General features: G+C 65.4%; 24 protein-coding genes. 13 read left to right on the top strand and 11 right to left on the bottom strand.

Annotation, left to right across the window (positions count from 1 at the left end):
- Entirely contained in the window at positions 1-333 is a 333-nt protein-coding gene (locus ABIE20_RS11195) for a hypothetical protein (RefSeq protein ID WP_429505155.1), read from the top strand.
- Here ABIE20_RS11195 and ABIE20_RS11190 read toward each other — a convergent pair.
- From ABIE20_RS11190 to ABIE20_RS11180, 3 genes are all read right to left on the bottom strand, one after another.
- A complete protein-coding gene (locus ABIE20_RS11190) occupies positions 330-665 on the bottom strand; it encodes a hypothetical protein (protein ID WP_429505154.1) in 336 nt (111 codons plus the stop codon). The genes ABIE20_RS11195 and ABIE20_RS11190 overlap by 4 nt on opposite strands.
- 139 nt (positions 666-804) lie before the next feature.
- Positions 805-2,184, bottom strand: coding sequence for a DUF1329 domain-containing protein (locus tag ABIE20_RS11185; RefSeq protein WP_429505153.1), 1,380 nt, complete (start codon positions 2,182-2,184; stop codon positions 805-807).
- Between the two features lie 23 nt (positions 2,185-2,207).
- Positions 2,208-3,785, bottom strand: a complete 1,578-nt coding sequence (locus tag ABIE20_RS11180) for a DUF1302 domain-containing protein (RefSeq protein WP_429505152.1) — start codon at positions 3,783-3,785, stop codon at positions 2,208-2,210.
- A 258-nt stretch (positions 3,786-4,043) separates the two neighbouring features.
- Here ABIE20_RS11180 and ABIE20_RS11175 point away from each other — a divergent pair, with 258 nt between their 5' ends.
- The gene (locus tag ABIE20_RS11175; RefSeq protein WP_429505151.1) at positions 4,044-5,780 is read left to right on the top strand and encodes an FAD-dependent oxidoreductase; all 1,737 of its coding nucleotides are present in this window, start codon (positions 4,044-4,046) and stop codon (positions 5,778-5,780) included.
- Between the two features lie 11 nt (positions 5,781-5,791).
- Positions 5,792-6,670, top strand: coding sequence for an SDR family NAD(P)-dependent oxidoreductase (locus ABIE20_RS11170; protein WP_429505150.1), 879 nt, complete (start codon positions 5,792-5,794; stop codon positions 6,668-6,670).
- A gap of 119 nt (positions 6,671-6,789) precedes the next feature.
- Here ABIE20_RS11170 and ABIE20_RS11165 read toward each other — a convergent pair whose 3' ends face one another.
- The 8 genes from ABIE20_RS11165 to ABIE20_RS11130 form a co-directional block, all read right to left on the bottom strand.
- Positions 6,790-7,182, bottom strand: a complete 393-nt coding sequence (locus tag ABIE20_RS11165; protein ID WP_429505149.1) for a hypothetical protein — start codon at positions 7,180-7,182, stop codon at positions 6,790-6,792.
- The gene (locus ABIE20_RS11160; protein WP_429505148.1) at positions 7,179-8,243 is read right to left on the bottom strand and encodes a hypothetical protein; all 1,065 of its coding nucleotides are present in this window, start codon (positions 8,241-8,243) and stop codon (positions 7,179-7,181) included. The genes ABIE20_RS11165 and ABIE20_RS11160 overlap by 4 nt, the downstream gene beginning before the upstream one ends.
- A 202-nt stretch (positions 8,244-8,445) precedes the next feature.
- A complete protein-coding gene (locus tag ABIE20_RS11155) occupies positions 8,446-10,017 on the bottom strand; it encodes a FadD3 family acyl-CoA ligase (protein ID WP_429505147.1) in 1,572 nt (523 codons plus the stop codon).
- Positions 10,018-10,083: 66 nt separating this feature from the next.
- Positions 10,084-10,830 (bottom strand): SDR family NAD(P)-dependent oxidoreductase, encoded by a 747-nt coding sequence (locus ABIE20_RS11150; protein ID WP_401292024.1) that lies wholly within the window; start codon positions 10,828-10,830, stop codon positions 10,084-10,086.
- Between the two features lie 99 nt (positions 10,831-10,929).
- Positions 10,930-12,021, bottom strand: coding sequence for a 2Fe-2S iron-sulfur cluster-binding protein (locus ABIE20_RS11145; RefSeq protein ID WP_429505146.1), 1,092 nt, complete (start codon positions 12,019-12,021; stop codon positions 10,930-10,932).
- Between the two features lie 13 nt (positions 12,022-12,034).
- Complete coding sequence (locus ABIE20_RS11140; protein WP_429505145.1) at positions 12,035-12,790, bottom strand: glucose 1-dehydrogenase; 756 nt, start codon at positions 12,788-12,790, stop codon at positions 12,035-12,037.
- Positions 12,778-14,457 carry an FAD-binding protein gene (locus tag ABIE20_RS11135; RefSeq protein WP_429505144.1) on the bottom strand — a complete coding sequence of 560 codons (1,680 nt, stop codon included), beginning with the start codon at positions 14,455-14,457 and terminating at the stop codon, positions 12,778-12,780. Before ABIE20_RS11135 ends, ABIE20_RS11140 begins: the two co-directional genes overlap by 13 nt.
- A 9-nt stretch (positions 14,458-14,466) precedes the next feature.
- Positions 14,467-14,982: a flavin reductase family protein gene (locus ABIE20_RS11130; RefSeq protein ID WP_093384802.1), complete on the bottom strand. Its 516-nt coding sequence runs from the start codon at positions 14,980-14,982 to the stop codon at positions 14,467-14,469.
- A gap of 362 nt (positions 14,983-15,344) precedes the next feature.
- Here ABIE20_RS11130 and ABIE20_RS11125 point away from each other — a divergent pair, with 362 nt between their 5' ends.
- The 10 genes from ABIE20_RS11125 (at position 15,345) to ABIE20_RS11080 (ending at position 25,509) form a co-directional block, all read left to right on the top strand.
- Positions 15,345-16,529 carry an acyl-CoA dehydrogenase family protein gene (locus tag ABIE20_RS11125; RefSeq protein ID WP_429505143.1) on the top strand — a complete coding sequence of 395 codons (1,185 nt, stop codon included), beginning with the start codon at positions 15,345-15,347 and terminating at the stop codon, positions 16,527-16,529.
- Between the two features lie 126 nt (positions 16,530-16,655).
- Complete coding sequence (locus ABIE20_RS11120) at positions 16,656-17,777, top strand: LLM class flavin-dependent oxidoreductase (protein WP_429505142.1); 1,122 nt, start codon at positions 16,656-16,658, stop codon at positions 17,775-17,777.
- Between the two features lie 141 nt (positions 17,778-17,918).
- The gene (locus tag ABIE20_RS11115) at positions 17,919-18,818 is read left to right on the top strand and encodes a VOC family protein (RefSeq protein WP_429505141.1); all 900 of its coding nucleotides are present in this window, start codon (positions 17,919-17,921) and stop codon (positions 18,816-18,818) included.
- An 11-nt stretch (positions 18,819-18,829) separates the two neighbouring features.
- Complete coding sequence (locus ABIE20_RS11110; protein ID WP_429505140.1) at positions 18,830-19,711, top strand: CoA transferase subunit A; 882 nt, start codon at positions 18,830-18,832, stop codon at positions 19,709-19,711.
- A gap of 11 nt (positions 19,712-19,722) precedes the next feature.
- Positions 19,723-20,526: a CoA-transferase subunit beta gene (locus ABIE20_RS11105; protein WP_429505139.1), complete on the top strand. Its 804-nt coding sequence runs from the start codon at positions 19,723-19,725 to the stop codon at positions 20,524-20,526.
- A gap of 39 nt (positions 20,527-20,565) precedes the next feature.
- Positions 20,566-21,438 (top strand): enoyl-CoA hydratase, encoded by an 873-nt coding sequence (locus tag ABIE20_RS11100; protein WP_429505138.1) that lies wholly within the window; start codon positions 20,566-20,568, stop codon positions 21,436-21,438.
- A gap of 2 nt (positions 21,439-21,440) precedes the next feature.
- A complete protein-coding gene (locus tag ABIE20_RS11095; protein WP_429505137.1) occupies positions 21,441-22,508 on the top strand; it encodes an NAD(P)H-dependent flavin oxidoreductase in 1,068 nt (355 codons plus the stop codon).
- 11 nt (positions 22,509-22,519) lie between these two features.
- The gene (locus ABIE20_RS11090) at positions 22,520-23,275 is read left to right on the top strand and encodes an enoyl-CoA hydratase family protein (RefSeq protein ID WP_429505136.1); all 756 of its coding nucleotides are present in this window, start codon (positions 22,520-22,522) and stop codon (positions 23,273-23,275) included.
- Positions 23,276-23,285: 10 nt separating this feature from the next.
- Positions 23,286-24,452: an acyl-CoA dehydrogenase family protein gene (locus ABIE20_RS11085; protein WP_429505135.1), complete on the top strand. Its 1,167-nt coding sequence runs from the start codon at positions 23,286-23,288 to the stop codon at positions 24,450-24,452.
- 10 nt (positions 24,453-24,462) lie between these two features.
- Entirely contained in the window at positions 24,463-25,509 is a 1,047-nt protein-coding gene (locus ABIE20_RS11080; RefSeq protein ID WP_429505134.1) for an acyl-CoA dehydrogenase family protein, read from the top strand.
- Positions 25,510-25,516 lie beyond the last annotated feature (7 nt).

Below are 25,516 nucleotides of genomic sequence, written 5' to 3'. Positions count from 1 at the left end.
ATGTACTTCACCCTGGAATTCTACAACGCCCTCACTTCGCAATTCTGGACGCCGGTCCTCGCCGCCGTGCTCACCTGGATTCTGCTCTGGTTCCGCAGCCAGTCCTACGACGGCACCGGTGCCTGGACCCTGGGTTTGATCGTGGTGCTGTGCGCGGTGGCGTTCTTCCCCAACGGCTACCACGCAATGTTCAACACCGGCCCGACCTTCTACACCCATGACCGCATCTACGCGCCTGACTACTCGGCAAAGTTCAGCGCCGATGTGCTGCTGACCCTCGCCGGTATGCTGGTGGGCATGCTTGCGCGCAAAATCGTTATCAGCCTGCGCTAATCGCGAAACTTCACCACCTGGTTGCACTTGGGGCACTCGATCAGCTTCTGGGTGAAGACCTCGTGGGGCAGGAAGCCGCGGTGCATCAACAGCCCTTCACCCGGCTTGTACAGGTGGTGCATGGAGGTGTTGCATTCCGGGCAGCGCACGAACAGCGCGGTGAAGAAGAACTGGCAGAGGCTGACGATGGCAAACACTGCGTAGGTCTCGAAGTATCGCGTCGCATCACGGTCGAACAGCACCCAGATCATGTAGAGGCCGCCGGTCCAGATCGTGATGTTGAGTTCGACCTGCATGAGGATGGCGAGAAAACGGTGCTTGAGAGGTTTCAAGAGGATCGTCCATTGATCGTTCAAAGGCGGGGCCGCGCGCGGGGATGCGCGGGCAGTACGGCGGCCATTGTACTTCGCCAGCGGCGAAAACGCCTGCTCCCGAGCGCAGCGCTCGGGAGCAGGGCGGCGTGCCTGGGGCTCAGCGGGTACCGAGCTTGCGCAGGTTGCCGGGGGTGAACTCGTCGGCGGCAAAGTTGCTGGCGTTGAGCTTGGCCGGCTTTTGCTCGTCGAGCAGGCGATCGACCAGGTAGGAACCGGCGATCAGGTCGTGGTAGATCCCCAGGCGCGCGTGGAAGCGCTGGATCTCATAGGCATACACCGAGGTCTGCATGTTGGTGCGCCACAACTGGCCACGGGCGTCGAAGTTGTCGGCCAGGGTTGCCGCCCAGCTGTCTTCATCGATGTAGATCAGGCGCTTGGCATAGATGTGCCGGGCGGATGGCTTAAGGGTTGCCTGCAGCACCCACACCCGGTGTTTTTCATAGCGCATCAGCTCCGGGTTGATGTGGCCGCTGGTGGAGAGGATCTGCGCGGTGTTCACCTCGGGGCTGTCGATCTTGTAGTTGTTGTAGGGGATGTAGATTTCTTTCTTGCCGACGATGCTCCAGTCGTAGCGGTCGGTGGCACCGTTGAACAGGCGGTCTTCATCGTAGACGCGAAAGCCGCCGGCACCGGTGGGCGAATCGTAGCCCACGGTCGGCGCCCGGCGTACCCGGCGCTGGCCCGGGGTGTATTGCCAGGCCTGGCGTGGCTGGGCGGCGGCGTTGATGAATTCGTGGCCGACGATGATCTCGCCTTTCTTGCGCACCGGCTCAAGGGTGGTGAGCAAAAAGTCGGTGAACACGCCGTTGACGCTTTGCGCGCTCTGCTTGGGGTCGGACCACAGCGAGTAGATCTTGTAGTTGACCTTCTCCAGGGCCTTGTTGTTGTCGGCATACACCACCACCTGCTGGTAGTTGGCCTCTTCGGTGACCGCCCGTGCCTGCATGTTGTGGTTGAGGATCAGCTCGTTGCCGTTCTTCGGGATCGGGAACGGCGAGGCGCCGAAGGCGTTGAGGGCATCGTTGCCGTCGGCGCTGAGCGTGGCGTTCAGTGCGTTGCGCTTGAGCGCATCTTCGCTGGCCTGGTCGACCCTGAAGTCCCGATGGCTGGGGTAGACCGGGATCTTGAACGAGTTGGGGTAGCGCTTGAACAGCGCCTTCTGGCCGTCGGTGAGGTTGGCGGCGTATTGCTCGACGTTCTGCGCGGTAATGGTGAACAGCGGTTTTTCGTCGGCGTATGGGTCGGGGTAGGGCGTGCCTGGGCCGGCGAATTTCAGATGCGCCGGCAGCCCGCGCCATTTGCCGGTCCAGGCCGGAATGCTGCCATCGGCGTTGCCGGCGCGCTCGGCGCCGACCGGGGTCAGGTCCTGGCCCAGGCGCGCGGCATCGTTATTGCTGACATTGGCGTGGGCCAGGCTTGCGCCGAGCAGGGCGGCCGCCAGGGTGGTGCGCAACCAGGGATGCGTGAGAGTAGACATGCGGTGCTCCTCCATCAGGGGCTTCAGAAGCGGTACTTGAAGTTGAGGGCGACGTTGTCGCGATCGGCCAGGGGCGAGTTGTTGGCGTTGCCCAGGTAGGCGTTGTAGAGCGCTTCGACGGTGAAGTTGCCGAGGTAGCGCCAGGTGGTGCCAATGCTTGCGCGCTCATCGCCTTGTCCGGCATTGATCGAGCCGGTCAGGGCGCTGTCGTGCTGGGCGGCGCTGCTGTAGGTGACCGGTACCGACATGTCCCAGCCGCTGAACACGTCGTTGTAATCGAAGGTCGCCTGCACCGTGTAGCCCCAGGCGTCGCGATCCAGCACCAGGCTGTCGGTGCCCGGCAGGGTCAGGCCGGGGGCCAGGGTCAGCGGGGTCGAGGCGTCGTTGTCGAGCACGGTGTTGTAGACCAGCTCGCCGACCAGGGTGGTGTTGTCGGCAAAGGCGGTGGGGCCGACCACGTGGATCATCGACACCTGGGCCTGCAGGGTTTGCGCCCGCACCGGGCTTGAAAAACCGTTGTCGACCATCACCGGTGCGCCGTCGCGGTAGCTGACTTCACCAGCGATGCTGGTGTCACCGAGCACGGTGCCGAAGCTTGCGCCGTACTGGTCGATGTTGTCGAAGTAGCGCACGCGGTAGTGGCCCAGGTCAGTCTGGAAATCCAGCGACGGGTTCTTGTCGTGGTAGCGCGAGTAATAGATCCCGAACTCGGTATTGTTCAGCGACTCGGCGGTGTAGCGCAGGGCCACGCCATACTGGCCGCTGTCACTGGGCTCGTCGTCCTTGAGGCGGGTAACGAAGCCTGAGGCATCGCTGAAGCCGCCGCGGTCGATCAGGTCGGTGCTGGAAAAATAGCTGCCGACCCCGAACAGGTCGGTCTTCTCCCACTTGTACTGGTAGTAGGCTTGCAGCTCCAGGGCCTCGGTCAGGCTGAATTGGCCGAACACCTGGCCGACCGGCAGCAGCACTTCCTTGACCTCGACCCCGGGGGTGGTGGCCTTGGTCGCATCGACCGGGCTCTGGGCCGCAGAGATGCCCGGGTAGAACAGGCTTTCACCCCAGCTCACCACCTGGTCGCCGACCCGCAGGTTGAGGTTGTGGCCGCTAACGTCCCAGCTGCCGTAGGCGTAGGCATCGAGCAGGCGCAGGTCGTCTCGGTGCTGGTCGATGGTGTCCTGGGAGAAGCGGTCGGCGCGCCGGCAGTTGCCGCTGGCCAGGCAGTTGGAGGCACCCGTGCTGTTGTCGTTGCCCTGGTCGTAGACGTTGTCGTAGAAGCCCGCGGCGCGCACGAACAGGCCGTAGTTGTCCTGCCACTTGAGGTTGGCCTCGGTGAGAAAACCCACGCGGTTGTTGATCAGGCTGCCGCGGTCGAAGGCGTTGTCGCCATCGTTGCCGTCGGCGTTGGCCACCAGCTTGTGGTCGCGGCCCTCGGTACGCCAGGCCAGGCTGTAGGTGAGGGTGGTGTCCCAGTCGATGCTCAGGTCATCGTTGGCCTGGAAGGTCAGGGCGCTGGCCGGGGTGCCCAGACCGCCGGCCAGCATCAGCATCCCCAGGCGCACGCAGGTATTGAGTGAAGGTGGGGCGATTGTTGTTTTTATCATGTCGTCCTCATGCCGCGGTCAGACCTGCCCGACCGCTGTATTCAAGGTGGGAGGTGAAGCTGGAGGCGACTATGGAATCCCCGTGGCGGCGCAACATCGTCCAAGCGGACTAAGCGATGCCGCCGAGTGTGCCGGGCGCTGGCGCTAGTCCCATCGGACGATGTTGGCCGGCGCCTGGCACCGAACAATCAGCCGGCCAATGCCCGCGGCCGATGGCCGGCGCGGCCTGTTGTCCATTGCCCTTTACAAGGTGAGCACATGAACGAAGCCGGGATCGACTGGGACCACTGTTGCGACGTACTGGTGATCGGCTCGGGGGCCGGCGGCATGACCGCCGCCCTGCGCGCCCATGACCTGGGGCTCAAGGCCCTGGTGATCGAGAAAAGTAGCGAATACGGCGGTACCTCGGCGGTGTCCGGCGGCGGTATCTGGATCCCCAACAACCCGCGCATCAGCGCCCTGGGCGGGCACGACTCGGCCGAGGAAGCCATCGCCTACCTCAAGGCTGTCACCCAGGGCGAGATCGACGACGGGCGCATCGAAACCTACGTCGAGCAGGGCCGGCGGATGCTCGAATACATCGAACAACACTCGCGGGTGCGTTTCGAGGCGCAGCCGCAGTACGCCGATTACTACCCCGAAGTGCCGGGCGGCAAGCCCGGTTACCGTTCCATGGACCCCTTGCCGTTCGACGCGGCGCAACTGGGCGACGAGTTCCTGAACATGCGCGCACCGTCACCCGGCACGCTGATGATGGGCCGCATGGCCATGACCATGAAAGAAGCCCAGGTGTTGCTGTGTCGCGGCAAGGGCTGGCTACGCCTGACCTTGCGGGTGATGTGGCGCTACTGGCGCGACCGCACGGGCCGCAAGCTGTCGAAACGTGATCGCTTCCTGACCCTGGGCAACGCCCTGGTCGGCGCCTTGCGCTGCTCGTTGCTCGACCGTCAGGTGCCGTTGTGGCTCGACTGCGCGCTGGAGCAACTGCTGATCGTCGACGGGCGCATCGGCGGCGCCCAGGTGCGCCGTGACGGCAAGCTGCTGCGAATCAAGGCGCGTCACGGGGTGATCATCGCCGCCGGCGGCTTCGAGCGTAACCAGGCGATGCGCGACCAGTACCACCCGCAGCCCTCGCAAGCGCGCTGGAGCGCAACGCCGCCGCACAACACCGGCGACGGCATTCGCGCAGGCCAGACCGTGGGTGCGCGCACCGCGCTGATGGAGCACAGCTGGTGGGCGCCGACCACCCATGTGCAGGGCGAAGAGAAGCAGCGCGCACTGTTTGTCGAACGCACCTTGCCGGGGTGCGTGCTGGTCAACGCCGCAGGCCAGCGCTTCGTCAACGAAGCGGCGCCGTACACCGACATCGTCTATGCCATGTACGCCCACAACCGCGAAGGCGCCAGCAGCGTGCCGTGCTGGATGGTCTTCGACGCCAGCTTCCGGCGTAAATACCCCTGTGGCGCGCTGTTGCCGGGCTATGCCCAGCGCGACTGGCAACTGCCCCGGCACCTGCGTGACTACTTCCACAAGGCCAACAGTCTTGAAGCCCTGGCGAGCAGCATCGGTGTCGATGCCGCAGGCCTGGCGCGTACGGTGCAGCGCTTCAATGCCATGGCCAGCCTGGGTCGCGACGAGGATTTTGCCAAGGGCGAGTCATTGTTCGACCGCTATTACGGCGACCCTGGCGTGCAGCCCAACCCGTGCCTGGCGCCGCTGCTGCAGGCACCGTTCTACGCGGTGCGGGTCGATGCCGGTGACATTGGCACCAAGGGCGGCCTGCTCACCGATGTGCATGCGCGGGTGCTGCACGAGGACGGCCAACCGATCCTCGGCCTGTATGCCATCGGCAACAGCGCCGCATCGATGATGGGCCGCACCTATCCCGGGGCGGGGGCGACCCTCGGCCCGGCCATGACCTTCGGCTACCTGGCCGCCAACCATATCGGCGCCCTAGCCAATAATCACCAGGCCCAGGCGGCGCTGGTTTCTTGAGGAAGCATTCCATGAGTACACAACACAGGCAGGTTGCCGTGGTCACCGGCGCCAGCCGTGGTGTCGGCCAGGGTATTGCCCTGGCCCTCGGTGCCGCCGGCATGATCGTGTATGTCACCGGCCGGGCCCGCGGGCAGGGTGGTTCACGTTTGTATGGCCACGCCCTGGACGGCGACCTGCAGGCCACCGCCGAGGCCATCAGCGCCGTCGGCGGACAGGGCATCGCGGTGACCTGCGATCATGCCGACGATGCTCAGGTGCAGGCGCTGTTCGCCCGGGTGGAGCGCGAATGCGGGCACCTGGATCTGCTGGTCAACAACGCGGCGTTCATCCATGACCGTTTGATCGAGCCGGGGCCGTTCTGGGCCAAGCCGCTGGAGCTTGCGCGTATCCTCGATGTCGGCCTGCGTTCGGCCTACGTCGCCAGTTACCATGGCGCGCCGTTGTTACTGCGCAGCCGCCAGGGGCTGGTGTGTTTCACTTCTTCGTTCGGCGCTGGCTGCTACATGCACGGGCCGGCCTATGGCGCGCAAAAGGCCGGTTGCGACAAGCTGGCTGCCGACATGGCCATCGATTTCGAAGGCCAGGGCGTGGCGGCGGTGTCGCTGTGGCTCGGCCCGCAACTGACCGAGCGCACGCGGATTGCCGGCGAGCAGCATGGTGAGCAGTACAAGGCGTTTCTTGCCGATGCCGAAACCCCGCAGTTCAATGGACGGGTGATCCATGCGCTGCTCAACGATCCGCAGTTGATGCGCTATTCCGGGCAAACCCTGATCACTGCCGAGATAGCCGCTGGGTATGGCATCAGCGAAGCGGGCGGGCGCCAGCCACCTTCGCATCGTGGCTTGCTCGGCGACCCGCGCCAACAGCATCCGGCGCGGGTGATCTGAGCGGCGGGTTACGACCCCTGAGGGGGCTTGACCCGCGATGAGGCCAGTCCAGCCCGCAAATCAATATTGCCTGAACTACGTCCGCTGCGTGCTTGATTGCCGGCAAGCCCCTCATCCCTTTATCCATTGCTGAGCTTTAGCAATCCTGCGCCTATCATCAGCCATGCAAAGCCAACAATAGATAACCAGGAAGAGATGATCATCTTACGCTTGAGAGGGGCCGGGAATTCTTGCAGTTCACCTGGGTCGAACAGCCCTTTGCGGACGCAGAACCCGGGATAAAGCATGGCGCCGCTGACTGTGTTTACCAGATGCCAACGTGACCTCAAGCTGGCGTTGCCAAAATTGGTAGTTCGATTTTGAAGCCGCCAGCTGTTTGGTAGTGCCGAGAGCATGACATTGAAGTCACGGCCGCAGGTGATCTGGATACTCATCGCTAAACCGATGAACGCAAGCGTGAACGGAGAAATCATGAAAGCGACAGCCCACCATGAATACCAGAACCCGCTCATGGCCTTGTTAGTCCAAAAATCACATCCCCCACCCATTCTCCTCCCATTCCAACACCTGCAGCGCCAGCCAACGATCCTCCTCCGACCAGGACAATCCCGCAAACAGCTCCCCCAACGCCTGCTGTCACGGCTGCCACCGTGCCACACGTTAGAAATGCTGCGAGGCTTCCAGCTCGTGCGCCGTAAATACCTCCAAGCAAACCGCCAGTTAAACTACCGGTTTGTGTGTAACGGATGCGCTTACAAGATTCCGTCTCCCCAACCCGACAAGCATCGCGCACCGTCAACCACGACGCCGTCCCACCCAGGCCAATCCCGACATACCCACCATACTTGAGGTATTTGGCCGTCTTCGCCACCTGCTCCAGATGCGTCGCATACCCCGGAATCTGCCCGGCCCCGCCGGCACGGTTCCAGTGGTGTACCAGGCTGCGGGTCGAAATGCCCAGGTCCTTGCGCAAGCTGTCGTAGCTGCCAAGATTCAGCTGCTTGTTCAAAAAGGCACTCTTGAGCTGCGCGTCGAGCTGCAAGTACAGCCGCTGGCGGGCATTGAAAAAGTCCGGGCTGTTCAAGCGGCCGTTGCGGCTGAACTCACGCTGGTGCAGTTGCTCGATGCTGCGCAAGGTTGCTTCGACCTGGCGCAAGCCCTTTTCCAGCATGTCCTTGCCCACGCCCATGGCCTGGCTCGCCCCGGCGGACAGCCCGGCAATCTCGGCCTGATGGCGCATCATGAAATTGGCTTCCTCAACACTCAGCGCAGCCAGGCTTTCGCGCACCTGCGCGGCGGCCGTCATCAGTTCGGCCTCTTCGCGGGTGCAGGCGCTGGTGATGTCCGGGTCACCGATGACGAAGATTTCCCCGGCTTTAAAGCCTGTGGCAAAGGTTGGGTTTAGCCGCTGCAATCGAGCGATCAGTTGAGGCCCTTGTTGCGCTGTCAGCAGGGCCAGCACCTGGGTGCCGGTCATGCTCTGCGGCACGATGTAGAAGCCTGGCTGCAAGGTGGAACTGGTGGCGGTTATCGCCGGAGCAGGGGATAAAACGGAAGAGGGCGTCCTTGTCATGTGCAGGTTCCTTGGGCAAAGAGGCCCGGAACCTAGCACTGGCATTCACGCCTTGGCGCACCGCCGAACGGATTCGGAAGCGTCCCACAGTAAAATCGGATTCATCGCCCTATGGGACTGGCAACGCATCAGGTGGTGTCTGCATTACGACTCCTTCTGGCTCGATCGCCGGCCTTGCCGGCGATGGGCTGCGCAGCAGCCCTCACACCCAGCCGCGCAACACCTGCTTGGCCACTTTTCCGGTGGCGTTGAGCGGCAAGGCATCGAGCACTTGCACCCGCCGCGGCACCTTGTAATTGGCCATCTGCGCACGGCACCAGGTATTGAACTGCGCCACGTCGATCACCTGTCCAGGCACCGCCAGCAAGAAGGCCATGGCCACTTCCCCCAGGCGCTCATCGGCAATGCCAATCACAGCAGCCTGGGCCACCCCGGGGTACTGCAGCAAGGTCTGTTCGATCTCCGCCGGGTACACGTTGAAGCCACCGGTGATGAACATGTCCTTGAGGCGGTCGGTGATGCGCAGGTAACCCTGTTCATCCAGCACGCCAATGTCGCCGGTGTGCAGCCAGCCGTCGGCATCCACCGCTTCCAGGCTTGCCTGCGGGTCGTTGAGGTAGCCGTGCATCAGGTTGTAGCCGCGGATCAACACCTCGCCAGGCACGTTGGCCGGTACGCTGGCGCCGCTGCTGTTGACGCAGCGGATCTCGACCCCGGGCATGGCCCGGCCGCTGGTGCTGGCGACCCGCTCGGCGCTGTCGCCGGGGCGGCAGATGCTGGCAAAGCCGCAGGCTTCGGTCAGGCCATAGGCGGTGACGATGGTGGCAAAGCCCAGCTCCTCGCGCATGCGCCCGATCATCTCCACCGGAATCGCGGCGGCGCCAGTGACGGCGATGCGCAAGGAGCTCAGGTCGTACTCCCGGCGTTGCGGGTGGGCCAGCAGCGTCTGATACAGGGTCGGCGGCCCGGGCAGGATGTTGATGCGCTCGCGCTGCACGCAGTCGAGCAGCGCCTGCACCTCGAACACCTGCTGCGCGATGATGGTGCAGCCGCGCATCAGCGCCGCCAGCCAGCCAGCCTTGTAGCCAAAGGAATGGAAGAACGGGTTGACGATCAGGTAGCGATCGCCCCGGCGCAGGCCGACGATCTCGCTCCAGTCGCGCACCACCTGCAGGTTCTGGCCGTGGGCGGTCATCACGCCCTTGGGCTTGCCGGAGGTGCCGGAGGTAAACAACAGGTCGGACAGGGTCTGCGGCCCGACCTGCTGCTCACGGGCCTGCAACAACGCCTGCGGCACCTGCTCGGCGAGGGCCATGAACGCCTCCCAGGCCAGGCCGCCGTGGGGTGGCTCTGCCGGGCGCAGGCTGATCACCTGGCGCAGCGTCGGCAGGGCTTGGTCGGCGAGCATGGCCGGGTAGTCGATATCCAGAAAGTGGCTGATGCAAAACAACACGCAGGTGCCGCTCTCGCGCAGGATGTGCCCGGCCTCGCTGCCTTTCATCCGTGTGTTCAGCGGTACCAGGGTGGCGCCGATGCTCTGCAGGGCGCTGGCGGCAACGATCCATTCCCACAGGTTGGGCGCCCACACCGCGACCCGGTCGGCCACTTGCACGTCCAGGGCCAGCAGGGCGCGGGCGGCCTGTTGGCGCAACCGGTCGAGCTGGCGGTAGCTGATGCGCTGCCCGCCGTCTTCGATGGCCGGGCTGTCGGCGTATTGCCGGGCGGCGTTGGCGAACAGTTGGGCGATGGTCTGAGCGTTTTCGACAGGCAGCATGATGCCTCCTCAGGCTGAGGATGAATGAGCAGGGAAAGCGCCGGGCAGGCTGCCCGGCACCGCGGGTCAGGCGCTAGGCGGGGCGAAGCGGCGGCCAGCGGAGAAACCGCCGTCCACGGCAATCATCTGGCCGCTGACGAACGACGCTTCATCGGAGGCAAGAAACAACGCGACGTTGGCCACTTCGTCCGGCTGCCCGGAACGGTTGAGCATGTGCTGCGAAGCGAAGAAGGCGTGGAATGCCTGCTGTTCGCGGACCATGCTGGTCATCGGCGTTTCGATCAGGCCCGGGCACAGGCCGTTGACGCGGATGTTGGCGTAGCCGTAGTCGATGGCCATCGAGCGCGTCAGCTGGTTGATGCCGCCCTTGGAGACGTTGTAGGCAACGTTGCCGTCGCAGCCCTGCAGGCCGAAGATCGAGCCGATGTTGATGATCGAGCCGCTACGCTGGGCCTCCATCTGCGCCAGCACGTGCTTGCTGGTGAGCATGCTGCCGGTGAGGTTGATGTCCAGCACCCGCTGCCAGTTGGCGGTACTGGTCTGGGTCACGCTGCCCTGGTCGGCGACGCCGGCGGCATTGACCAGCACATCGATACGCCCGAAGCGGCTGATGACTTCGCTCATCACCTGCTGCACACGGGTTTCATCGCGCACATCCAGGCTCATGAACAGGCCGGGGAAGTCCGCCGGCGCCTGGCCAATGTCCAGGCCGACGACCTCGGCGCCCTCGGCAATGAAGCGGCGCACGCACGCCAGGCCGATACCCGATGCGCCGCCGGTAACCACGGCGACCTTGTTGTGCAAACGAGCCATAACTGAACCTCTGTCTTATTGTTGTGGGGCTGCTGGCGCCGAGTCTAACCGCAGTCGGGGCCGCAGTGATCGTCCGATGAGACTAGCGGGCACCGGCCCTCAGCCGGGGAAGCGCAAGCGCACCCGCGCGCCCAGTGGCCGGCTCTGGCAGGCCAGGGTCCAGCCTTCTTGCAACTCGCGGGTGCTGAGCACATCGTTGCGCGAAAGATGCGTTTCACCCTCGAGCACGGTGCACATGCAGGCCCCGCAAAAGCCTTCTTCGCAGGAAGAGGGAACGTCCAGGCCCGCCGCCCGGCAGCTTTGCAGCAGGGTATCGCCGGGCTGGCAGCGGATTTCGTGTTGCTCGCCGTCGAGCTCGACCAGCAGCAGCTCACAGGCCGAGTCGCTGCTGGCCGCGCGGGCAACGGCTTCTTGCGCGGCAAGTTGATCCGGGTCGGGCGGCGAGACGAAGCGCTCGACATGGATGCTCGCGGCAGCTTCGCCCAGGGCCAGCAGGCTGCGCTCGACAGTGTCCATGAACGGCCCCGGGCCGCAGATGAAGTAATCGCCGCCACGCATTTCGCCGACCAGTTGCGGCACCTGGGCGTCGCGCAAAAAGCCTTGCAGCGAATCGAGCAGGTGGATCACCTGCAGGCGCTGCGGGTGCTCCTGGCTCAGCTGGCGCAGCTCGTCGCGAAAGATCACCGAGGCTTCGTCGCGGTTGGCATACACCAGCCGGATCGGCCGCTCGCTGCTGTGCAGTGCCGACTTGAGGATCGAGATCACCGGGGTGATGCCCGAGCCGCCGCCGAACAGCACCAGCGGCCGCGCCGGGTCGCAGGCCTGGTTCTCATCCAGGCAGAAGTGCCCGGCCGGTGGCAGCACTTCGAGCCAGTCACCGACCTGCACCTGCTGGTTCATCCAGTTCGATACCCGCCCGCCGGCAACCCGCTTGATGGTCACCTTGGGCCGGGCATCGCACAGCGGCGAACTGGCCATGGAGTAGCAGCGGGTCAGCAGTTTGCCGGCACAGGGCACGCGAAAGCTCAGGAACTGCCCCGGCTTGTAGCGAAAGCGCTCGCGCAGCTGCGCCGGCACCTCCAGCACCAGCGAGCGCGCATCGGCGGTTTCGTCGATCACCGCGCAAACCTGCAGCCGATAGCTGCCGCTGGCCGACACCAGCGTGTCCTGCCCAAGCGCTTGCATGCCCATGTTCATCCTCGCCTCAAATGCCGCTGATCAATTGCGCGTTGTCCACCCGCAGCTCGGCGCCGTTGACGAAGTTCGACTCGTCGCTGGCCAGAAACAGCACCACGTTGGCGATATCGCGCGGCGCGCACATGCGGTTCATCGGGTCCTGGTCGAGCAGCGCCTGGTCGATCGGCTGGCCACCGGCCAGTGCCTGGGTCATCGGCGTGTTGACCCCGTCCGGGTGCACGCTGTTGCAGCGGATGCGATAACCCTGCTGCTTGCAGTGCAGGGCGATGGAGCGGGTCATCGCCGCCACCGCACCCTTGGAGGCCGAATAGGCGCAGAACATCGGCATGGCGCCCAGGGCGGCCACCGACGACATGTTGACGATCGAGCCACCGCCGCTGTCCTTCATGGCTTCAATGGCGTATTTGCAGCCAAGGAAATAGCCGTCGCCGTTGATCTTCTGGACCTTCTGCCAGGTTTCCAGCGAGGTGTCCTCGATGGTGCCGGCCACCAGGATGGCGGCGTTGTTGACCAGTACATCGAGGCGCCCGAAGTGTTCCAGGGTGGTCTTGATCACCTGCTGCCAGTCGCTTTCGCTGGCAATGTCGTGGCGGATGAACAGGGCGTTGCTGCCGATCTGCGCGGCGACTTCGCGACCGGCCTGTTCATTGAGGTCGGTAAGCACCACCCGGGCGCCCTGGCTGGCCAGCAGCAGGGCGTCCTCGCGGCCGATGCCGCTGGCAGCACCGGTGACGATGCAGACTTTGCCTTCTACACGTTGCATGGTTGTTCTCCTGATGGTGCGGGGTTGCGGGCGGCGTGCGCGGCGATATGCGCCGCGGCGCGCCGCCCGGAATAAATGCAGTCGGCCAATGACAGGCCGGAGACATACAGGTTGGAGGCGACACCCACGGCATTGCGCCCGGCGCTGTACAGCCCGGCGATAGCCACACCGTGCGGGTCGAGCACCGCGCCGCTGCGCTCGTCGACGCGCAGGCCGCCCAGGGTCAGGGCCGGGCAGGGGAACAGGCGGCTGTCGTAAGACAGATCGAGGGCATACCAGGGCCCGCTGTCCAGCGGGCAGAGCATCGCCGCCGACTTGCCCAGCGGGTCGGTAATTTCGCCACGGGCCGCACGGCTGTACTGCACCACGCTCTGTCGCAGGTTGCCGGCGGGCAAGGCGCAGCGTTCGGCCAGCTGTTCCAGGCTGTTGCCGCGTTTGGCGTTGAACAGCAGGTTGAGCAGCACCGGCAAGCGCTGGAAGTTCCACACCTTGCCCGGGCCGACCTGCTTGAGCGCCTGGCGGACCAGGGCGCGGTTGAGAATCAGGATGGCCTTGCCGCTCTGTTCTTCGACCATGGCGTGGCCGAGGGTGGCGCCGTACACCTCTTCGTTGCAGTAGCGCAGGCCCTGGCCGTTGACGATCATGCCGCGGGCCCAGGCCAGCGGCGGGTTGATAAAGCGCCAGGCGCTGATCCTGTCCATCCGCGCCTGGCTGGCGCCTGCGCTCTGGCCCAGCAGCAGGCCGCTGCCATCGCAGGCGCTGCTGCCCAGCGGCAGGCCGGCCAGGTACTGCGGCGCGTGCCGGGCCACTAGCTCGCGGTTGAAGATAAAACCGCCACAGCTGAGCAGCAGGCCTTTTTCGGCGCGGATCAAAGTGCGTACGGCATGGCGCTGCTCGATCTGCCGCAGGCGCTTGCGCAGCACCTCGGCCAGCGCCGGGGCGTACATCTGCAGGGCGCTGGTCCAGTGCGCGAGGCGAGCGTGACGGCGGGCGGCGCGGCTATCGGCAGGCAGTTGCCAGGCCACCACACCGAGTACCCGGTCGTGGTTGTCCATTACCAACTGGCGCACTTCACACTGGCTGCGCAGGCGCACGCCGAGCTTCAGGGCGCTGGCGCGCAGCGGCGCAAACAGGCTGGCACCGGACATGCCCGGGCCTTTAGCGCGGTGGCCGCGAGGGGCGGGGGTGGCTTGCGCGGCGTAGGCCGGCACCGCTTCGTTGCCCGAGTAGTAGAGGTAGTAACGGTCGCTGGGGTAAGAGGTTTTCTGTGGCGGCACGCTGGCTTCGAAGGCCACGCCATGGCGCTCCAGCCAGGCCAGTTGCTCGGCACTGCGCTGGCAGAAGTCGCGCAGGGTGTCGGCCGATACCGCCTCGCCGACTTCCTGGCGTAAATAGTTGAACATCGCCTCGCTGCTGTCCGGGTAGCCGGCGCGCTGCTGGTAGGGCGTGCCGCCACCGGCGTAGACCACGCCACCGCTGAGCGCCGTGGCGCCGCCACCGGCGAAGCGGTCCAGGGCCAGCACGCTGAGTCCGCTGCTGGCGGCTTCGATGGCAGCGCAGACCCCGGCGCCGCCAAAGCCGACCACCACCAACTCGGCCTCGGCGTGCCAGTGCAACTGTCCGGCATGCTCCACCCGCAGCGGCGCCAATGCGCTCAGGCTGTTCATGGCCCGGCCTCAGCCCGCTGCCGCGATCATGCGCGCAGGCGCTGCCGTGGTGGTGTAGCTGCCATCCAGGTACACCAGCGGGGTGATGCTGGCGCTGGTGCGGATGCGCAGGATGCGGCCAATGAAAATGGTGTGGGTGCCATAGGTCATGCGTCCGTCCTGGCGACAGAGGATCGACGACTGCGCGTCGGCCAGAAACGGAATGCCTTCTTCGCTGGTCTGCCAATCGCCGCGCTCGAAGCGCGCCTCGCCCTTGATCGCGCCGCTGCACAGGTGCGCCAGGTCCTGCTGCTCAACGCCGAGGATGTTCACGCAAAAGTCGGCACCGTCCGCCAGGGCAGCATGCGGTGAGGCGCTGGTGTTCACGCAGATCAGCAGCGAAGGCGGCTCGGTGCTCAGCGAGTCGACCGCGGTGGCGGCCATGGCGAAGCGCTGGGTGCCGTTGCTGGTACTGATGATGGTCACGGACTTGGCCAGGCGGCGCATGGCCTGGAGCATGTCGGCTTTGAGAGTGTTGTTGTTCATCGCACGGCCTCTGGTTGGCTTGGAGTGCGATGAATTCTTGCAATCGGTGCAAGGCCCAACATCGTCCGAGGGGACTAGGGTTTGTACGGAAAGTGCCTGCGCGACGATCATGCTGCGTTGAAAACAGGCTCGGAATGCTCATTTACAACTCGTAAATTCCGCTTCCTCGCCTGTTTTCGCCTTGCCTGATCGCCGCTCGGCGACTTTTCGTACAAACCCAAGTCGAGCCACGCCGGCGCGGCATGGTCCGTTTGAGGGATGTTGGCCGCCGGGCGCCTTGCTTGAATGCCGGGGCAGAGGCCGGTTGCGCCTCTGCTGCACGCGCGCCCCGGCGGACGGGGTGATCAGAGGAGAACAACAACATGCTCAATCACGACCTGATACGCCAGCGTCTGGCCCAGCGCGCCCGCGAGCTGGTGCCGATCCTGCGTGAACGTGCCGCCCATGCCGCGCAACGTGGCCAGCTGCCGGAAGAAACCCTGCGCGATTTCCACGAAGCCGGGTTTTTCCGCATCCTCCAGCCGGCGCGCTGGCAAGGCTACGAGCTGCAGCCGCGGGACTTTTTCGAGGTGCAGATGACCCTGGCCGAAGGCTGCATGTCTTCGGCCTGGGTGCTGGGGGTGGTGGCCATCCACAACTGGCAACTGGCGCTGTTCGACGACCGCGCCGCCGAGGATGTCTGGGGCCAGGATTCCAGCGTGCTGATTTCGTCGTCCTATATGCCGGTGGGCAAGGTCGAGCGGGTCGAGGGCGGCTTCAGGCTCAGCGGCCGCTGGGGCTTTTCGTCGGGCAGCAAGCATTGCCAGTGGGCCTTTCTTGGCGCCCTGGTGCCGCCGCAAGAGGCGGGCGGGGCGCCGGACTATCGGACCTTCCTGGTGCCGCGCAGCGACTACCAGATCATCGACAACTGGAATGTCATGGGCCTTGAGGCGACCGGCTCCCACGATATCCAGGTGAGCGATGCCTTCGTCCCGGAGTACCGCACCCACCGCGCTGCCGACGGCTTCATGCAGTACAGCCCGGGCAACGCGGTCAACAGTGCGCCGTTGTTCCGCCTGCCGTTCGGGCAGATCTTCGTGCGCGCGGTGTCGTCTTCGGCCATTGGTGCCCTGCAGGGCGCGATCGATCTGTTCGTCGAGCACAACCGCAGCCGCGTCGGCGTCAATGACGGGCGCAAGATGCTCCAGGACCCGGCGGCGCAAACCGCCCTGGCCAATGCCATGGTCTGCGTCGACGAGTGCCGCACGGTGCTGCTGCGCAACTTCGATTTCATGCTCAAGGCCGCCGAGGCCGGCGACGCCCTGGCCATGCAGGCGCGGGTGAAAATGCGCTACGACTCGGCGCTGGTCGCCGACAAGTGCGCCAAGGCGGTGGCCGAGCTGATGTTCAATAGCGGCGCCTCGACGATTTTCCGCAGCCACGCCATCAACCGCGCCTTTCGCGACATTCATACCGGCCGCGCCCACGTTGCCAACAACCCGGCCAAGTACGCCTGGAACCTGGGCGGCGTGAGCATGGGCCAGGACAGCAGCGACTTCTTCCTCTGACGCGCCTAATCACAGAAACCGGCTAGTCCGTTTGCGGGATTCGAGCGGCGCGGCGATCCCCGAGCATGGTGGCAAGGCGCGGGTCCCTGGCGCCGACCGAGCCGTTAACAAGAACAAGGATCAAGCATGAAATTCTCATTGATTTACGAAGCACAGACGGTGGACTCCAGCCGCGAAGGCGACCGCAAGATCTTCGATGACACCGTCGAGCAGGCGGTGCTGGCCGACCAGCTCGGCTTCGACACCTTCTGGTGCGTGGAGCACACCGCACTGAGCAACTACTCGCACATGTCGGCGCCGGAAACCATGCTCGCTTTTGTCGCCGGCAAGACCGAGCGCATCGGCATTGGCCATGGCGTGGTGTGCCTGCCGCCGGCGATGAACCACCCGGTCAAGGTCGCCGAGCGCATCGCCACCCTCGACCTGCTGTCCAAGGGCCGGGTGCATTTCGGCGTGGGCAAGGGCGGTACCCAGCAGGAGGCCGGCACCTTCGGCTACGACCTGGCGACCCTGCAGCCGCAGATCGATGAAGCCATGTACCTGATCCCGAAGATCTTCGTCCAGGACGAGATCGAGCACCACGGTGACTTCGTGCAGATCCCCAAGCGGCCGATCCATCCCAAGCCGTACCAGGACCCGCACCCGCCGATGTACCTGGCCTGCACCAACACCGAATCGCTGAAGAACGCCGGCGGGCGTGGCATGGGCGCGCTGGTGCTGGGTTTCGGCGGCCCGGAGGAAATCGCCAAGAAGGTCGAGGTGTACCACCAGGCCTGGGACAACCGTGACGCCAAGCATCAGGTCGGCTTTCGCCCCAACCGCCACATTGCCGCGCTGTGCCCGGCCATCGTCCTCGACGACAACGAACTGGCGCGGCGCATCGGCATCCGTGGCCAGCGCTACTTCATGGAATCGCTGGGCTACTGGTACGGCGGCGGCGAGCGGCCGGACCCGGAAAAGTGGAAAGACGACACCTACGTCGACGGCAACGGCCAGGCGGTGATCAAGTCGCGCTTTGCCTCCGAGGAAGTCAGCGTCGACTTCTCCGACCCGACCATGGCGATGATGAACCCCAACCATGCCTACGGCACGGTCGAGGACTGCATCGGGTACGTGCAACGCCTGATTGATGCCGGCGCCGACGAGATCCTGTTCATCTGCCAGATGGGCACGGTGCCGCAATGGGCGCAGCTGGAGACCCTGCGCAACATCGGCGAGAAGGTGATTCCGCATTTTCGCAAGCAGTGAGGTGAAAGCACCGCGGGTCAAGCCTGCTCCCACAGACCCGCGAAATTCACCCGATAGCGCTAGTCCCAACAGACGATGCCCGGCCTTGTGCAGCGGGCTTGAATAGCGCTCAACACGTCGATCAACGCGAGGACAACAAGCATGGATATCCGCGGCCTGGGTTATGTCACCCTGCTGTCCACCGACCTGGCGCAATGGCGTCATTACGCAACCCAGGTGCTGGGCATGATGGTGGCCGGTGAGGGCGCTGACAGCGCCCGGCTGTACCTGAAAATGGACGATCGCCCGTACCGCCTCCTGGTGCTGCACAGCGATCAGGACAGCTTCGGCGCCTGTGGCTGGGAGCTGGCCGGCGAGGCCGCCTTCGAGCAGGCGATTGCCGAGCTGCAGCAGGCCGATATCGCCGTCGAGCGCGGCAATGCCGCCCAGGCCGAGCTGCGCAAGGTCCAGGCCGTGGCGCAGTTCTGCGACCCGGACGGCAACCGCCACGAGCTGTTCTGGGGCCCGCGCCAGGATTTCGCCCGGTTTGTCTCGCCGGTGGCGGTCAAGGGTTTTGTCACCAACGAGCTGGGCATGGGCCACGTGGTGCTGCCGGCGCCAACCTTTGAGCGCTGCCGCGATTTTTATCAGCGGGTCATGGGCTTTGGCCTATCGGACCTGATGAAAGTGCGCTTCACCCCTGACCCGGCCGAGCCGGAAAAACGCATTCATTTTCTCCACTGCAACAATGGCCGTCACCACTCCCTGGCGATCTTCGAATGCCCGGTGCCCCATGGCTGCGTGCACATGATGGTCGAGGTCGACGGCCTAGACGAGGTCGGCCGCGCCCTGGACCGCATGCACGCCAACGGCATCAAACTCTCGGCCACCCTCGGCCAGCACACCAACGACCAGATGGTCTCGTTCTACATGAAAACCCCTTCAGGCTTTGACCTGGAGTACGGCTGTGACGGCCTGGTGGTCGACTGGAACCAGCACACCCCCTTCGAAAGCACGGTGGTCAGCCACTGGGGCCACGACTTCAGTGTCGGCCGCCCATGAGGACAACGATGATGGACAAACAAATGACCACGGCGCAGATGGTCGGCCAGCTGCGCGACGGCATGACCCTCGGCATCGGTGGCTGGGGCCCGCGGCGCAAGCCCATGGCGCTGATCCGCGAGATCCTGCGGTCCGACCTCAAGGACCTGACCGTGGTCGCCTACGGCGGTGCCGACGTCGGCATGCTTTGCGCCGCGGGCAAGGTGAAGAAGCTGGTGTTCGCCTTCGTCTCACTCGATTTCATTCCGCTTGAGCCGTACTTTCGCAAAGCCCGCCAGGACGCTGCCATCGAGGTGATGGAAATCGACGAAGGCATGCTCCTGCTCGGCCTGCGCGCGGCGGCCATGGGCGTGCCGTTCATTCCCACGGCGGTTGGCCTGGGCACCGATGTGCTGCGCCACAACCCGCAGATCAAGCTGGTGGCCTCGCCCTATGCCGACGGCAAGGACTGGGTGGCGATGCCGGCGCTCACCCTCGACGCGGCGCTGATTCATGTCGACCGTGCCGATGCCCGCGGGGTCTGCCAGATCAGCGGCCCCGACCATTACATGGACGACCTGTTCGTGCGCGCCGCCCGCCACAGCTACGTGACCTGCGATCAGCTGGTCGACAGCGACTACTTCCACAGTGCGCCGGAGCGCGCGCACCAGGTGTTCTGGGAGCGCAACCTGACCACTGCCGTGGCCCATGTGCCGGGCGGTGCGCACCCCTCGTCGTGCGCGCCGCTGTACGGCTTCGATGTGCCGCACTTCAAGGCCTACACCGCCTCGGCCCAGGCCGAAGAGGGCTGGCAGGCCTATGTCGAGCAATTTGTCGCCTGCTCCCACGAGCAGTACCTGGAACAGGTCGGTGGCCTGGCCGCCATCCGCCAGCTTCCCCTGCCGGTTTTCTAAGCGAGTTCCCTATGACCACGCCAGCTACGACGTACAGCCTCGCCGAACTGATGATCTGCGCCGCCTCCGAGGCCTGGCGCGACGACGGTGAAGTCCTGGCCACCGGCATCGGGGTGATCCCGCGCCTGGCCGCCTCCCTGAGCATGCTGACCAGCAACCCGCAACTGCTGATGACCGATTCCGAAGCCTACATGGTCGCGGAGCCGGTGCCCCTCGGCGCACGCAACGGCTATCAACCCAAGCGCGACAGCTGGATGGGCTTTGCGCGGATTTTCGACAACGTCTGGGGCGGCAAGCGCCATGCCCTGGTCGGCCCGATCCAGATCGACCGCTTCGGCCAGGCCAACCTCTCGTGCATCGGCGACTACGCCCGGCCCAAGGCGCAGATGCTCGGGGTGCGCGGCCTGCCGGGCAACTCGATCAGCCATGCCAACTCGTTCTTCGTGCCCAGCCACAACCGCCGGGTGTTCGTCGAAGGCGAGGTCGATATGGTCTCCTCGATCGGCTACAACCCCGCGCGCCTGGCCCGAGGCTGGGCGCTGGATGAGGTGGATATCCGCCTGATCGTCACCGACCTGTGCGTCCTCGATTTCCAGGGGCCGCAGCACCAGGTACGGATCCGCTCGCTGCACCCGGGAGTGAGCGTCGACGAGGTGCAGGACAACACCGGTTTCGCCTTGCAGGTGGACGCCGAATGCCCGGTCACCGCCGCGCCGAGTGAGGCGCAGTTGCAGCTGATCCGGCGCCTCGATCCGCACAACCTGCGCGCCAGCCAGTTGAAAGACAACCCCGCCGGCCAGCGCAACTTGCGTTGAGCCAGGCCCGGGCAGTACGCCTTGCCGGAGTAGCAATCGATGAGCGAACAGAACAATAACAACCAGGCCGAGGTGGTGCTGTACGAGGTCCGTGGCGCGGTGGCCATGGTCACCATGAACCGCCCGGAATACCACAATGCACAGAACTCGCGCATGACCTACGCGCTGGACGCGGCGTTTCGCCGGGCCTGCGCCGACGACGCGGTCAAGGTCATCGTGCTGTGCGGGGCCGGCCGGCATTTCTCGGCCGGCCACGATATCGGCACCCCGGAGCGCGACGTCAACCAGAGCTTCGAGCGCGTCAGCCTGTGGTACGACCACGTCGACAAACCGGGCGGCGAGTTTCTCTATGCCCGCGAGCAGGAGGTGTACCTGGGCATGTGCCGGCGCTGGCGCGAGATGCCCAAGCCGACCATCGCCATGGTCCAGGGCGCGTGCATTGCCGGCGGCCTGATGCTGGCCTGGGTCTGCGACCTGATCGTCGCCAGCGAGGATGCCTACTTCACTGATCCGGTGGTGCGCATGGGCATCCCCGGGGTCGAATACTTTGCCCACGTGCATGAGCTCAACCCGCGGATCGCCAAGGAATTCCTGTTCATGGGTACACCGATGCCGGCGCCGCGCGCCTACCTGATGGGCATGGTCAACCGGGTGGTGGCGCGCGAGGCCCTGGAGCAGGAAACCCTGGCCATCGCCGAGCGCATCGCGCAGATGCCGCGCCTGGGCCTGCAGTTGAGCAAGCAGGCGGTGAACAACGCCGAGGATTTGATGGGCAAGCGCGCGACCATGGACATGGTCTTCGGCTTGCATCACTTCGCTCACGCCCATAACGAGCTGGTGTCCGGCGACCGCCTGGGCGGTTACGACGCCCGCGCCATGGCCAGTGCCCAGCGCAAGCCGGAGGGGGCGTAAGCATGACGGTCTGCCTGCAAACACCGCTCACCGAACTGCTGGGTTGTCGCTACCCGATCATCCAGACCGCCATGGGCTGGGTCGCCGAACCGCGCCTGGTGGCGGCCACCGGTAACGCTGGCGGCTTCGGTTTTCTTGCCGGCGCGACCATCGAGCCGGCGCGCATGGAGGCGGCGATCGTCGAGACCCGGCGCCTTAGCGACCAGCCGTTCGGGGTCAATTTTCACATGTACCAGGCCAACGCCGCCGACATCGTCGAGCTGGTGCTACGGCACAAGGTCAAGGCGGTGAGTTACAGCCGTTCGCCGGGCAAGCAGATGATTGCCCGGCTTAAAGATGCCGGCGTGGTCTGCATCCCCACGGTTGGCGCCCTCAAGCATGCGCAGAAGGCGGTGGAAATGGGCGCCGACGCGGTGACCATCCAGGGCGGCGAGGGCGGCGGGCATACCGGCTCGGTGCCGACTTCGCTGCTGCTCGGCCAGGTGGTCGAGGCGCTCAAGGTACCGGTGGTCGCCGCTGGCGGCTTCAAGGACGGTCAGGGCCTGGTCGCCGCCCTGGCCTATGGCGCCGCTGGCATTGCCATGGGCACACGCTTTTTGATGAGCGCCGAAAGCCCTGTGCCGAGTGCGACCCTGGCCCGCTACCTGGCGGTCAAGGACCCGGCGGCGGTGATCGTCAGCCGCGCCATCGACGGCATGCCGCAACGGATGATCCGCAACGAATTGCTCGATGCGCTGGAAGCCAGCGGCGGCCTCAAGCGCTGGTTGCTGGCGCTCAAGAGTGGCCTGGCCTACCGCCGCCACAGCGGTACCAGCCTGGCGCAGTTGCTCGCCAGCGCGCTGAAGATGCGCAGCAGCGGCGAGCTGAGCGCGGCGCAGGCACTGATGGCCGCCAACGCGCCGATGGTGATCCAGAAAGCCATGGTCGATGGCCTGCCCGCCGAGGGCGTACTGCCGGCCGGGCAAGTGGCCGCGAACATTCACAGCCTGCCCAGCTGCGCCGAACTGATCGAGCAGATCGTTCGTGACGCGCAAGCGCGCCTGGGCGAACTGAGCCGCCGTATTTCATGAAGGGGAAGGGCATGAGCACATTTAGCGTCAGTATCGACAGCGGCATTGCCGAACTGGTCTTCGACCGGCCACCGGTGAATGCCTTCGACTGTCAGGGCTGGGCGGCAATCGCCAACGCCATCGAAGCGCTGGGTAACGATGCGCAGGTCAGGGTGATTGTCATCCGCGCCGAAGGCCGTGGTTTTTGCGCCGGGGTCGACATCAAGGAACTGGCCGCCGACGGCAACCTGATCGTCGCGGTCAACAAGGGCAACTACGACAGCTTCAAGGCCATCCACCGCAACCCGAAACCGGTGATCGTTGCCGTGCACGGCTTTGTCCTTGGTGGCGGCATCGGTATCTGCGGCGCCGCCGACATCGTTGTCGCCGCCGACTGCGCGCGCTTTGGCGTGCCCGAGGTGGACCGCGGCGCGATGGGCGGCGGTGCCCACCTGCAGCGCCTGTTCCCGGTGCAGAAGGTCCGTCACATGTACTTCACCGGCGAAATGATCGATGCCGCCGAAGCCTACCGCCTGGGCGCCGTCGAGCGGGTGGTGAGCCGCGCAACGTTGCGCGACACCGCGCTGCAGATCGCCCGCAGCATTGCCGCCAAGAGCCCGGCGATGATCGCCCTGGCCAAGGAGGCGCTCAACGGCATCGAGGACGGCAACCTCGAAGACAAATACCGCTGGGAGCAGGGCTTCACCCTCGAAGCCTACCGCACCCAGGATTCCCAGGAAGCGCGTGACTCGTTCGTCGAGAAGCGCGATGCCCACTTCAACGGCTGAAGGTACTGCGATGGACCTGACTTACACACCGGCCCAACAGGCCTTGCGTGCCGAGGCCCGGGCCTGGCTCGCGGCCAACGTACCGGCGCAAGCGCTGCAATCGTTCGACACCGAGCTCGGTTTTGCCCAGCACCGGGCCTGGGAGGCCCGCCTCAACGAAGGCCGTTGGGGCATGGTCACCTGGCCGACCGAACTCGGAGGACGCGGTTGCGACCTGATCGAATGGCTGATTTTCGAAGAAGAATACTACCGCGCCGGGGCGCCGGCACGGGTCAACCAGAACGGTATCTTTTTACTCGGCCCGACCCTGATGGAATACGGCAGCGAAGCGCAGAAAGCGCGCTTTCTGCCGCGCATGGCCACCGGCCAGGACATCTGGGCCCAGGGCTGGTCGGAGCCGGGCGCAGGTTCCGACATGGCGGCGATCCGTTCCAGGGCCGAGCGGGTTGGCGACCACTATGTGATCAACGGCCAGAAAACCTGGTCGACCCGTGCGGTCTGGGCCGACTGGGTGTTCGGCATCTTTCGCACCGACCCCGATTCCCAGCGCCACCACGGCCTGACCTTCATCCTGGTGCCGCTCGACAGCCCCGGCATCAGCGTGCGGCCGATTGCGCAGCTCAACGGCTTGCCGGGCTTTGCCGAGATCTTCTTCGACGACGTCAAGGTGCCGGTAGAGAACGCCCTGGGCGGCGAGGGCATGGGCTGGCACGTGGCGATGTCCACCGCAGGTTTCGAGCGCGGCCTGATGCTGCGCTCGCCCGCGCGCTTTCAGGAAACCGCCCGGCGCCTAGTGCAGTTGTACCTGGACAACCGTGAAGCTGCCGACCGCGACCCGGCGATTGCCGAGGCGGTGATGCGCGCCTGGCTGGACGCCGAGGCCTACACCCTGGCGACCTACATGAGCGCTTCGAAACTGGGCAAGGGCGGCAAGATCGGCCCGGAGTCCTCGACCAACAAGATCTTCTGGTCGGAGCTCGACCAGCGCATGCACGAAACCGCCCTGAGCATCCTCGGCCTGCGCGCCGAACTGCTGCCCGAGGCGCCGGCCGCCGGCGATGTCGGCCAGTGGCTGGACGGCTTCCTGTTTGCCCAGGCCGGGCCGATCTATGCCGGCACCAACGAGATCCAGCGCAACATCATCGCCGAGCGCATGCTCGGCATGCCCCGCGCCTGAGGAGCAGACCATGGATTTTAGTTTCAGCAGCGATCAATTGCTGTTCCAGGACAACGTGCGCAGTTTTTTGCTCAACGAAGTGCCCCCGGAACGCCTGCGTGAACTGTGGCAAAGCGACAGCGGGCGCTGCGATGCGCTGTGGGGGCAACTGGTGGACCTGGGCCTGAGCGCCATCACCGTGCCGGAAACCTGCGGTGGCATGGGCATGAACGCGCTGGATTTCATCCTTCTGGCCCAGGAGTGTGGCTACGCCGGGCTGCCCGAACCGCTGGTAGAGACCATGCTGGTGGGCGTGCCGCTGCTCGCGGGTGTCGACGCGCCGCGCTGCCAGCATTGGCTGGCGCAGGTTGCCGAGGGCCAGGCGTGCCTGGCGGTGGCCGAACCGGGCAACCCGCTGGTCAGCGACGCGCATGTGGCCGGGCTGCTGTTGCTGGCCCATGGCGACGAGGTGCATGCCGTTGAGCGCAGCGCGCTCAGCCTGACCCGCAATGTGTCGGTCGACCCCAGCCGCCAGCTGTTCCAGGTGCAGTGGACGCCGAGTGCGTCCACTTGCGTTGCCAGCGCTGAGCAAGGGCGGCAGCTGTGGGCTGATGCCTTCAACCGCGGCGCCCTGGGCAATGCCGCGCAACTGCTGGGGCTGGCCAAGCGCATGGTCGACCTGGCAGTGGACTACAGCTTCGAGCGCAAGCAGTTCGGCAAGCCGGTGGGCGCGTTCCAGGCGGTCAAACACCTGATGGCCAACGTCGCGGTGCACATCGAGTTCGCCAAGGGCCCGCTGTACCGCGCCGCCCATGCCGTCGCCCACAACCTGCCGGGCCAGGCCGTACAAGTGTCGCACGCCAAGCTTGCCTGCGCCGAAGCAGCGGCGCTGGCGGCGAAGAACGCCATCCAGGTGCATGGCGCCATGGGTTACACCTGGGAGGTCGACCTGCAGCTGTTCATGAAGCGCGCCTGGGCCCTGGACAAATGCTGGGGCGACCGCGGCCTGCACAAGGCGCGGGTGCGCGCCGCGCTGTTCGATAGTGGCCTGGCGATTGGCGCCGGCAGCACCTTCTGATCCTGTT

The organism is Pseudomonas sp. 2835 (genome assembly GCF_050435905.1).
Lineage (GTDB): Bacteria > Pseudomonadota > Gammaproteobacteria > Pseudomonadales > Pseudomonadaceae > Aquipseudomonas.
Note: the sequence above shows the minus strand (reverse complement) of the source record. Positions and strands in the feature narration are given on the sequence as shown.

Coding starts and splice junctions, on each gene's coding strand:
- ABIE20_RS11195 (WP_429505155.1), top strand. CDS start 1: ATGTACTTCACCCTGGAATTCTACAACGCCCTCACTTCGCAATTCTGG.
- ABIE20_RS11185 (WP_429505153.1), bottom strand. CDS start 2,184: ATGTCTACTCTCACGCATCCCTGGTTGCGCACCACCCTGGCGGCCGCC.
- ABIE20_RS11180 (WP_429505152.1), bottom strand. CDS start 3,785: ATGATAAAAACAACAATCGCCCCACCTTCACTCAATACCTGCGTGCGC.
- ABIE20_RS11175 (WP_429505151.1), top strand. CDS start 4,044: ATGAACGAAGCCGGGATCGACTGGGACCACTGTTGCGACGTACTGGTG.
- ABIE20_RS11170 (WP_429505150.1), top strand. CDS start 5,792: ATGAGTACACAACACAGGCAGGTTGCCGTGGTCACCGGCGCCAGCCGT.
- ABIE20_RS11165 (WP_429505149.1), bottom strand. CDS start 7,182: ATGAGCGGGTTCTGGTATTCATGGTGGGCTGTCGCTTTCATGATTTCT.
- ABIE20_RS11160 (WP_429505148.1), bottom strand. CDS start 8,243: ATGACAAGGACGCCCTCTTCCGTTTTATCCCCTGCTCCGGCGATAACC.
- ABIE20_RS11155 (WP_429505147.1), bottom strand. CDS start 10,017: ATGCTGCCTGTCGAAAACGCTCAGACCATCGCCCAACTGTTCGCCAAC.
- ABIE20_RS11150 (WP_401292024.1), bottom strand. CDS start 10,830: ATGGCTCGTTTGCACAACAAGGTCGCCGTGGTTACCGGCGGCGCATCG.
- ABIE20_RS11145 (WP_429505146.1), bottom strand. CDS start 12,021: ATGGGCATGCAAGCGCTTGGGCAGGACACGCTGGTGTCGGCCAGCGGC.
- ABIE20_RS11140 (WP_429505145.1), bottom strand. CDS start 12,790: ATGCAACGTGTAGAAGGCAAAGTCTGCATCGTCACCGGTGCTGCCAGC.
- ABIE20_RS11135 (WP_429505144.1), bottom strand. CDS start 14,457: ATGAACAGCCTGAGCGCATTGGCGCCGCTGCGGGTGGAGCATGCCGGA.
- ABIE20_RS11130 (WP_093384802.1), bottom strand. CDS start 14,982: ATGAACAACAACACTCTCAAAGCCGACATGCTCCAGGCCATGCGCCGC.
- ABIE20_RS11125 (WP_429505143.1), top strand. CDS start 15,345: ATGCTCAATCACGACCTGATACGCCAGCGTCTGGCCCAGCGCGCCCGC.
- ABIE20_RS11120 (WP_429505142.1), top strand. CDS start 16,656: ATGAAATTCTCATTGATTTACGAAGCACAGACGGTGGACTCCAGCCGC.
- ABIE20_RS11115 (WP_429505141.1), top strand. CDS start 17,919: ATGGATATCCGCGGCCTGGGTTATGTCACCCTGCTGTCCACCGACCTG.
- ABIE20_RS11110 (WP_429505140.1), top strand. CDS start 18,830: ATGGACAAACAAATGACCACGGCGCAGATGGTCGGCCAGCTGCGCGAC.
- ABIE20_RS11105 (WP_429505139.1), top strand. CDS start 19,723: ATGACCACGCCAGCTACGACGTACAGCCTCGCCGAACTGATGATCTGC.
- ABIE20_RS11100 (WP_429505138.1), top strand. CDS start 20,566: ATGAGCGAACAGAACAATAACAACCAGGCCGAGGTGGTGCTGTACGAG.
- ABIE20_RS11095 (WP_429505137.1), top strand. CDS start 21,441: ATGACGGTCTGCCTGCAAACACCGCTCACCGAACTGCTGGGTTGTCGC.
- ABIE20_RS11090 (WP_429505136.1), top strand. CDS start 22,520: ATGAGCACATTTAGCGTCAGTATCGACAGCGGCATTGCCGAACTGGTC.
- ABIE20_RS11085 (WP_429505135.1), top strand. CDS start 23,286: ATGGACCTGACTTACACACCGGCCCAACAGGCCTTGCGTGCCGAGGCC.
- ABIE20_RS11080 (WP_429505134.1), top strand. CDS start 24,463: ATGGATTTTAGTTTCAGCAGCGATCAATTGCTGTTCCAGGACAACGTG.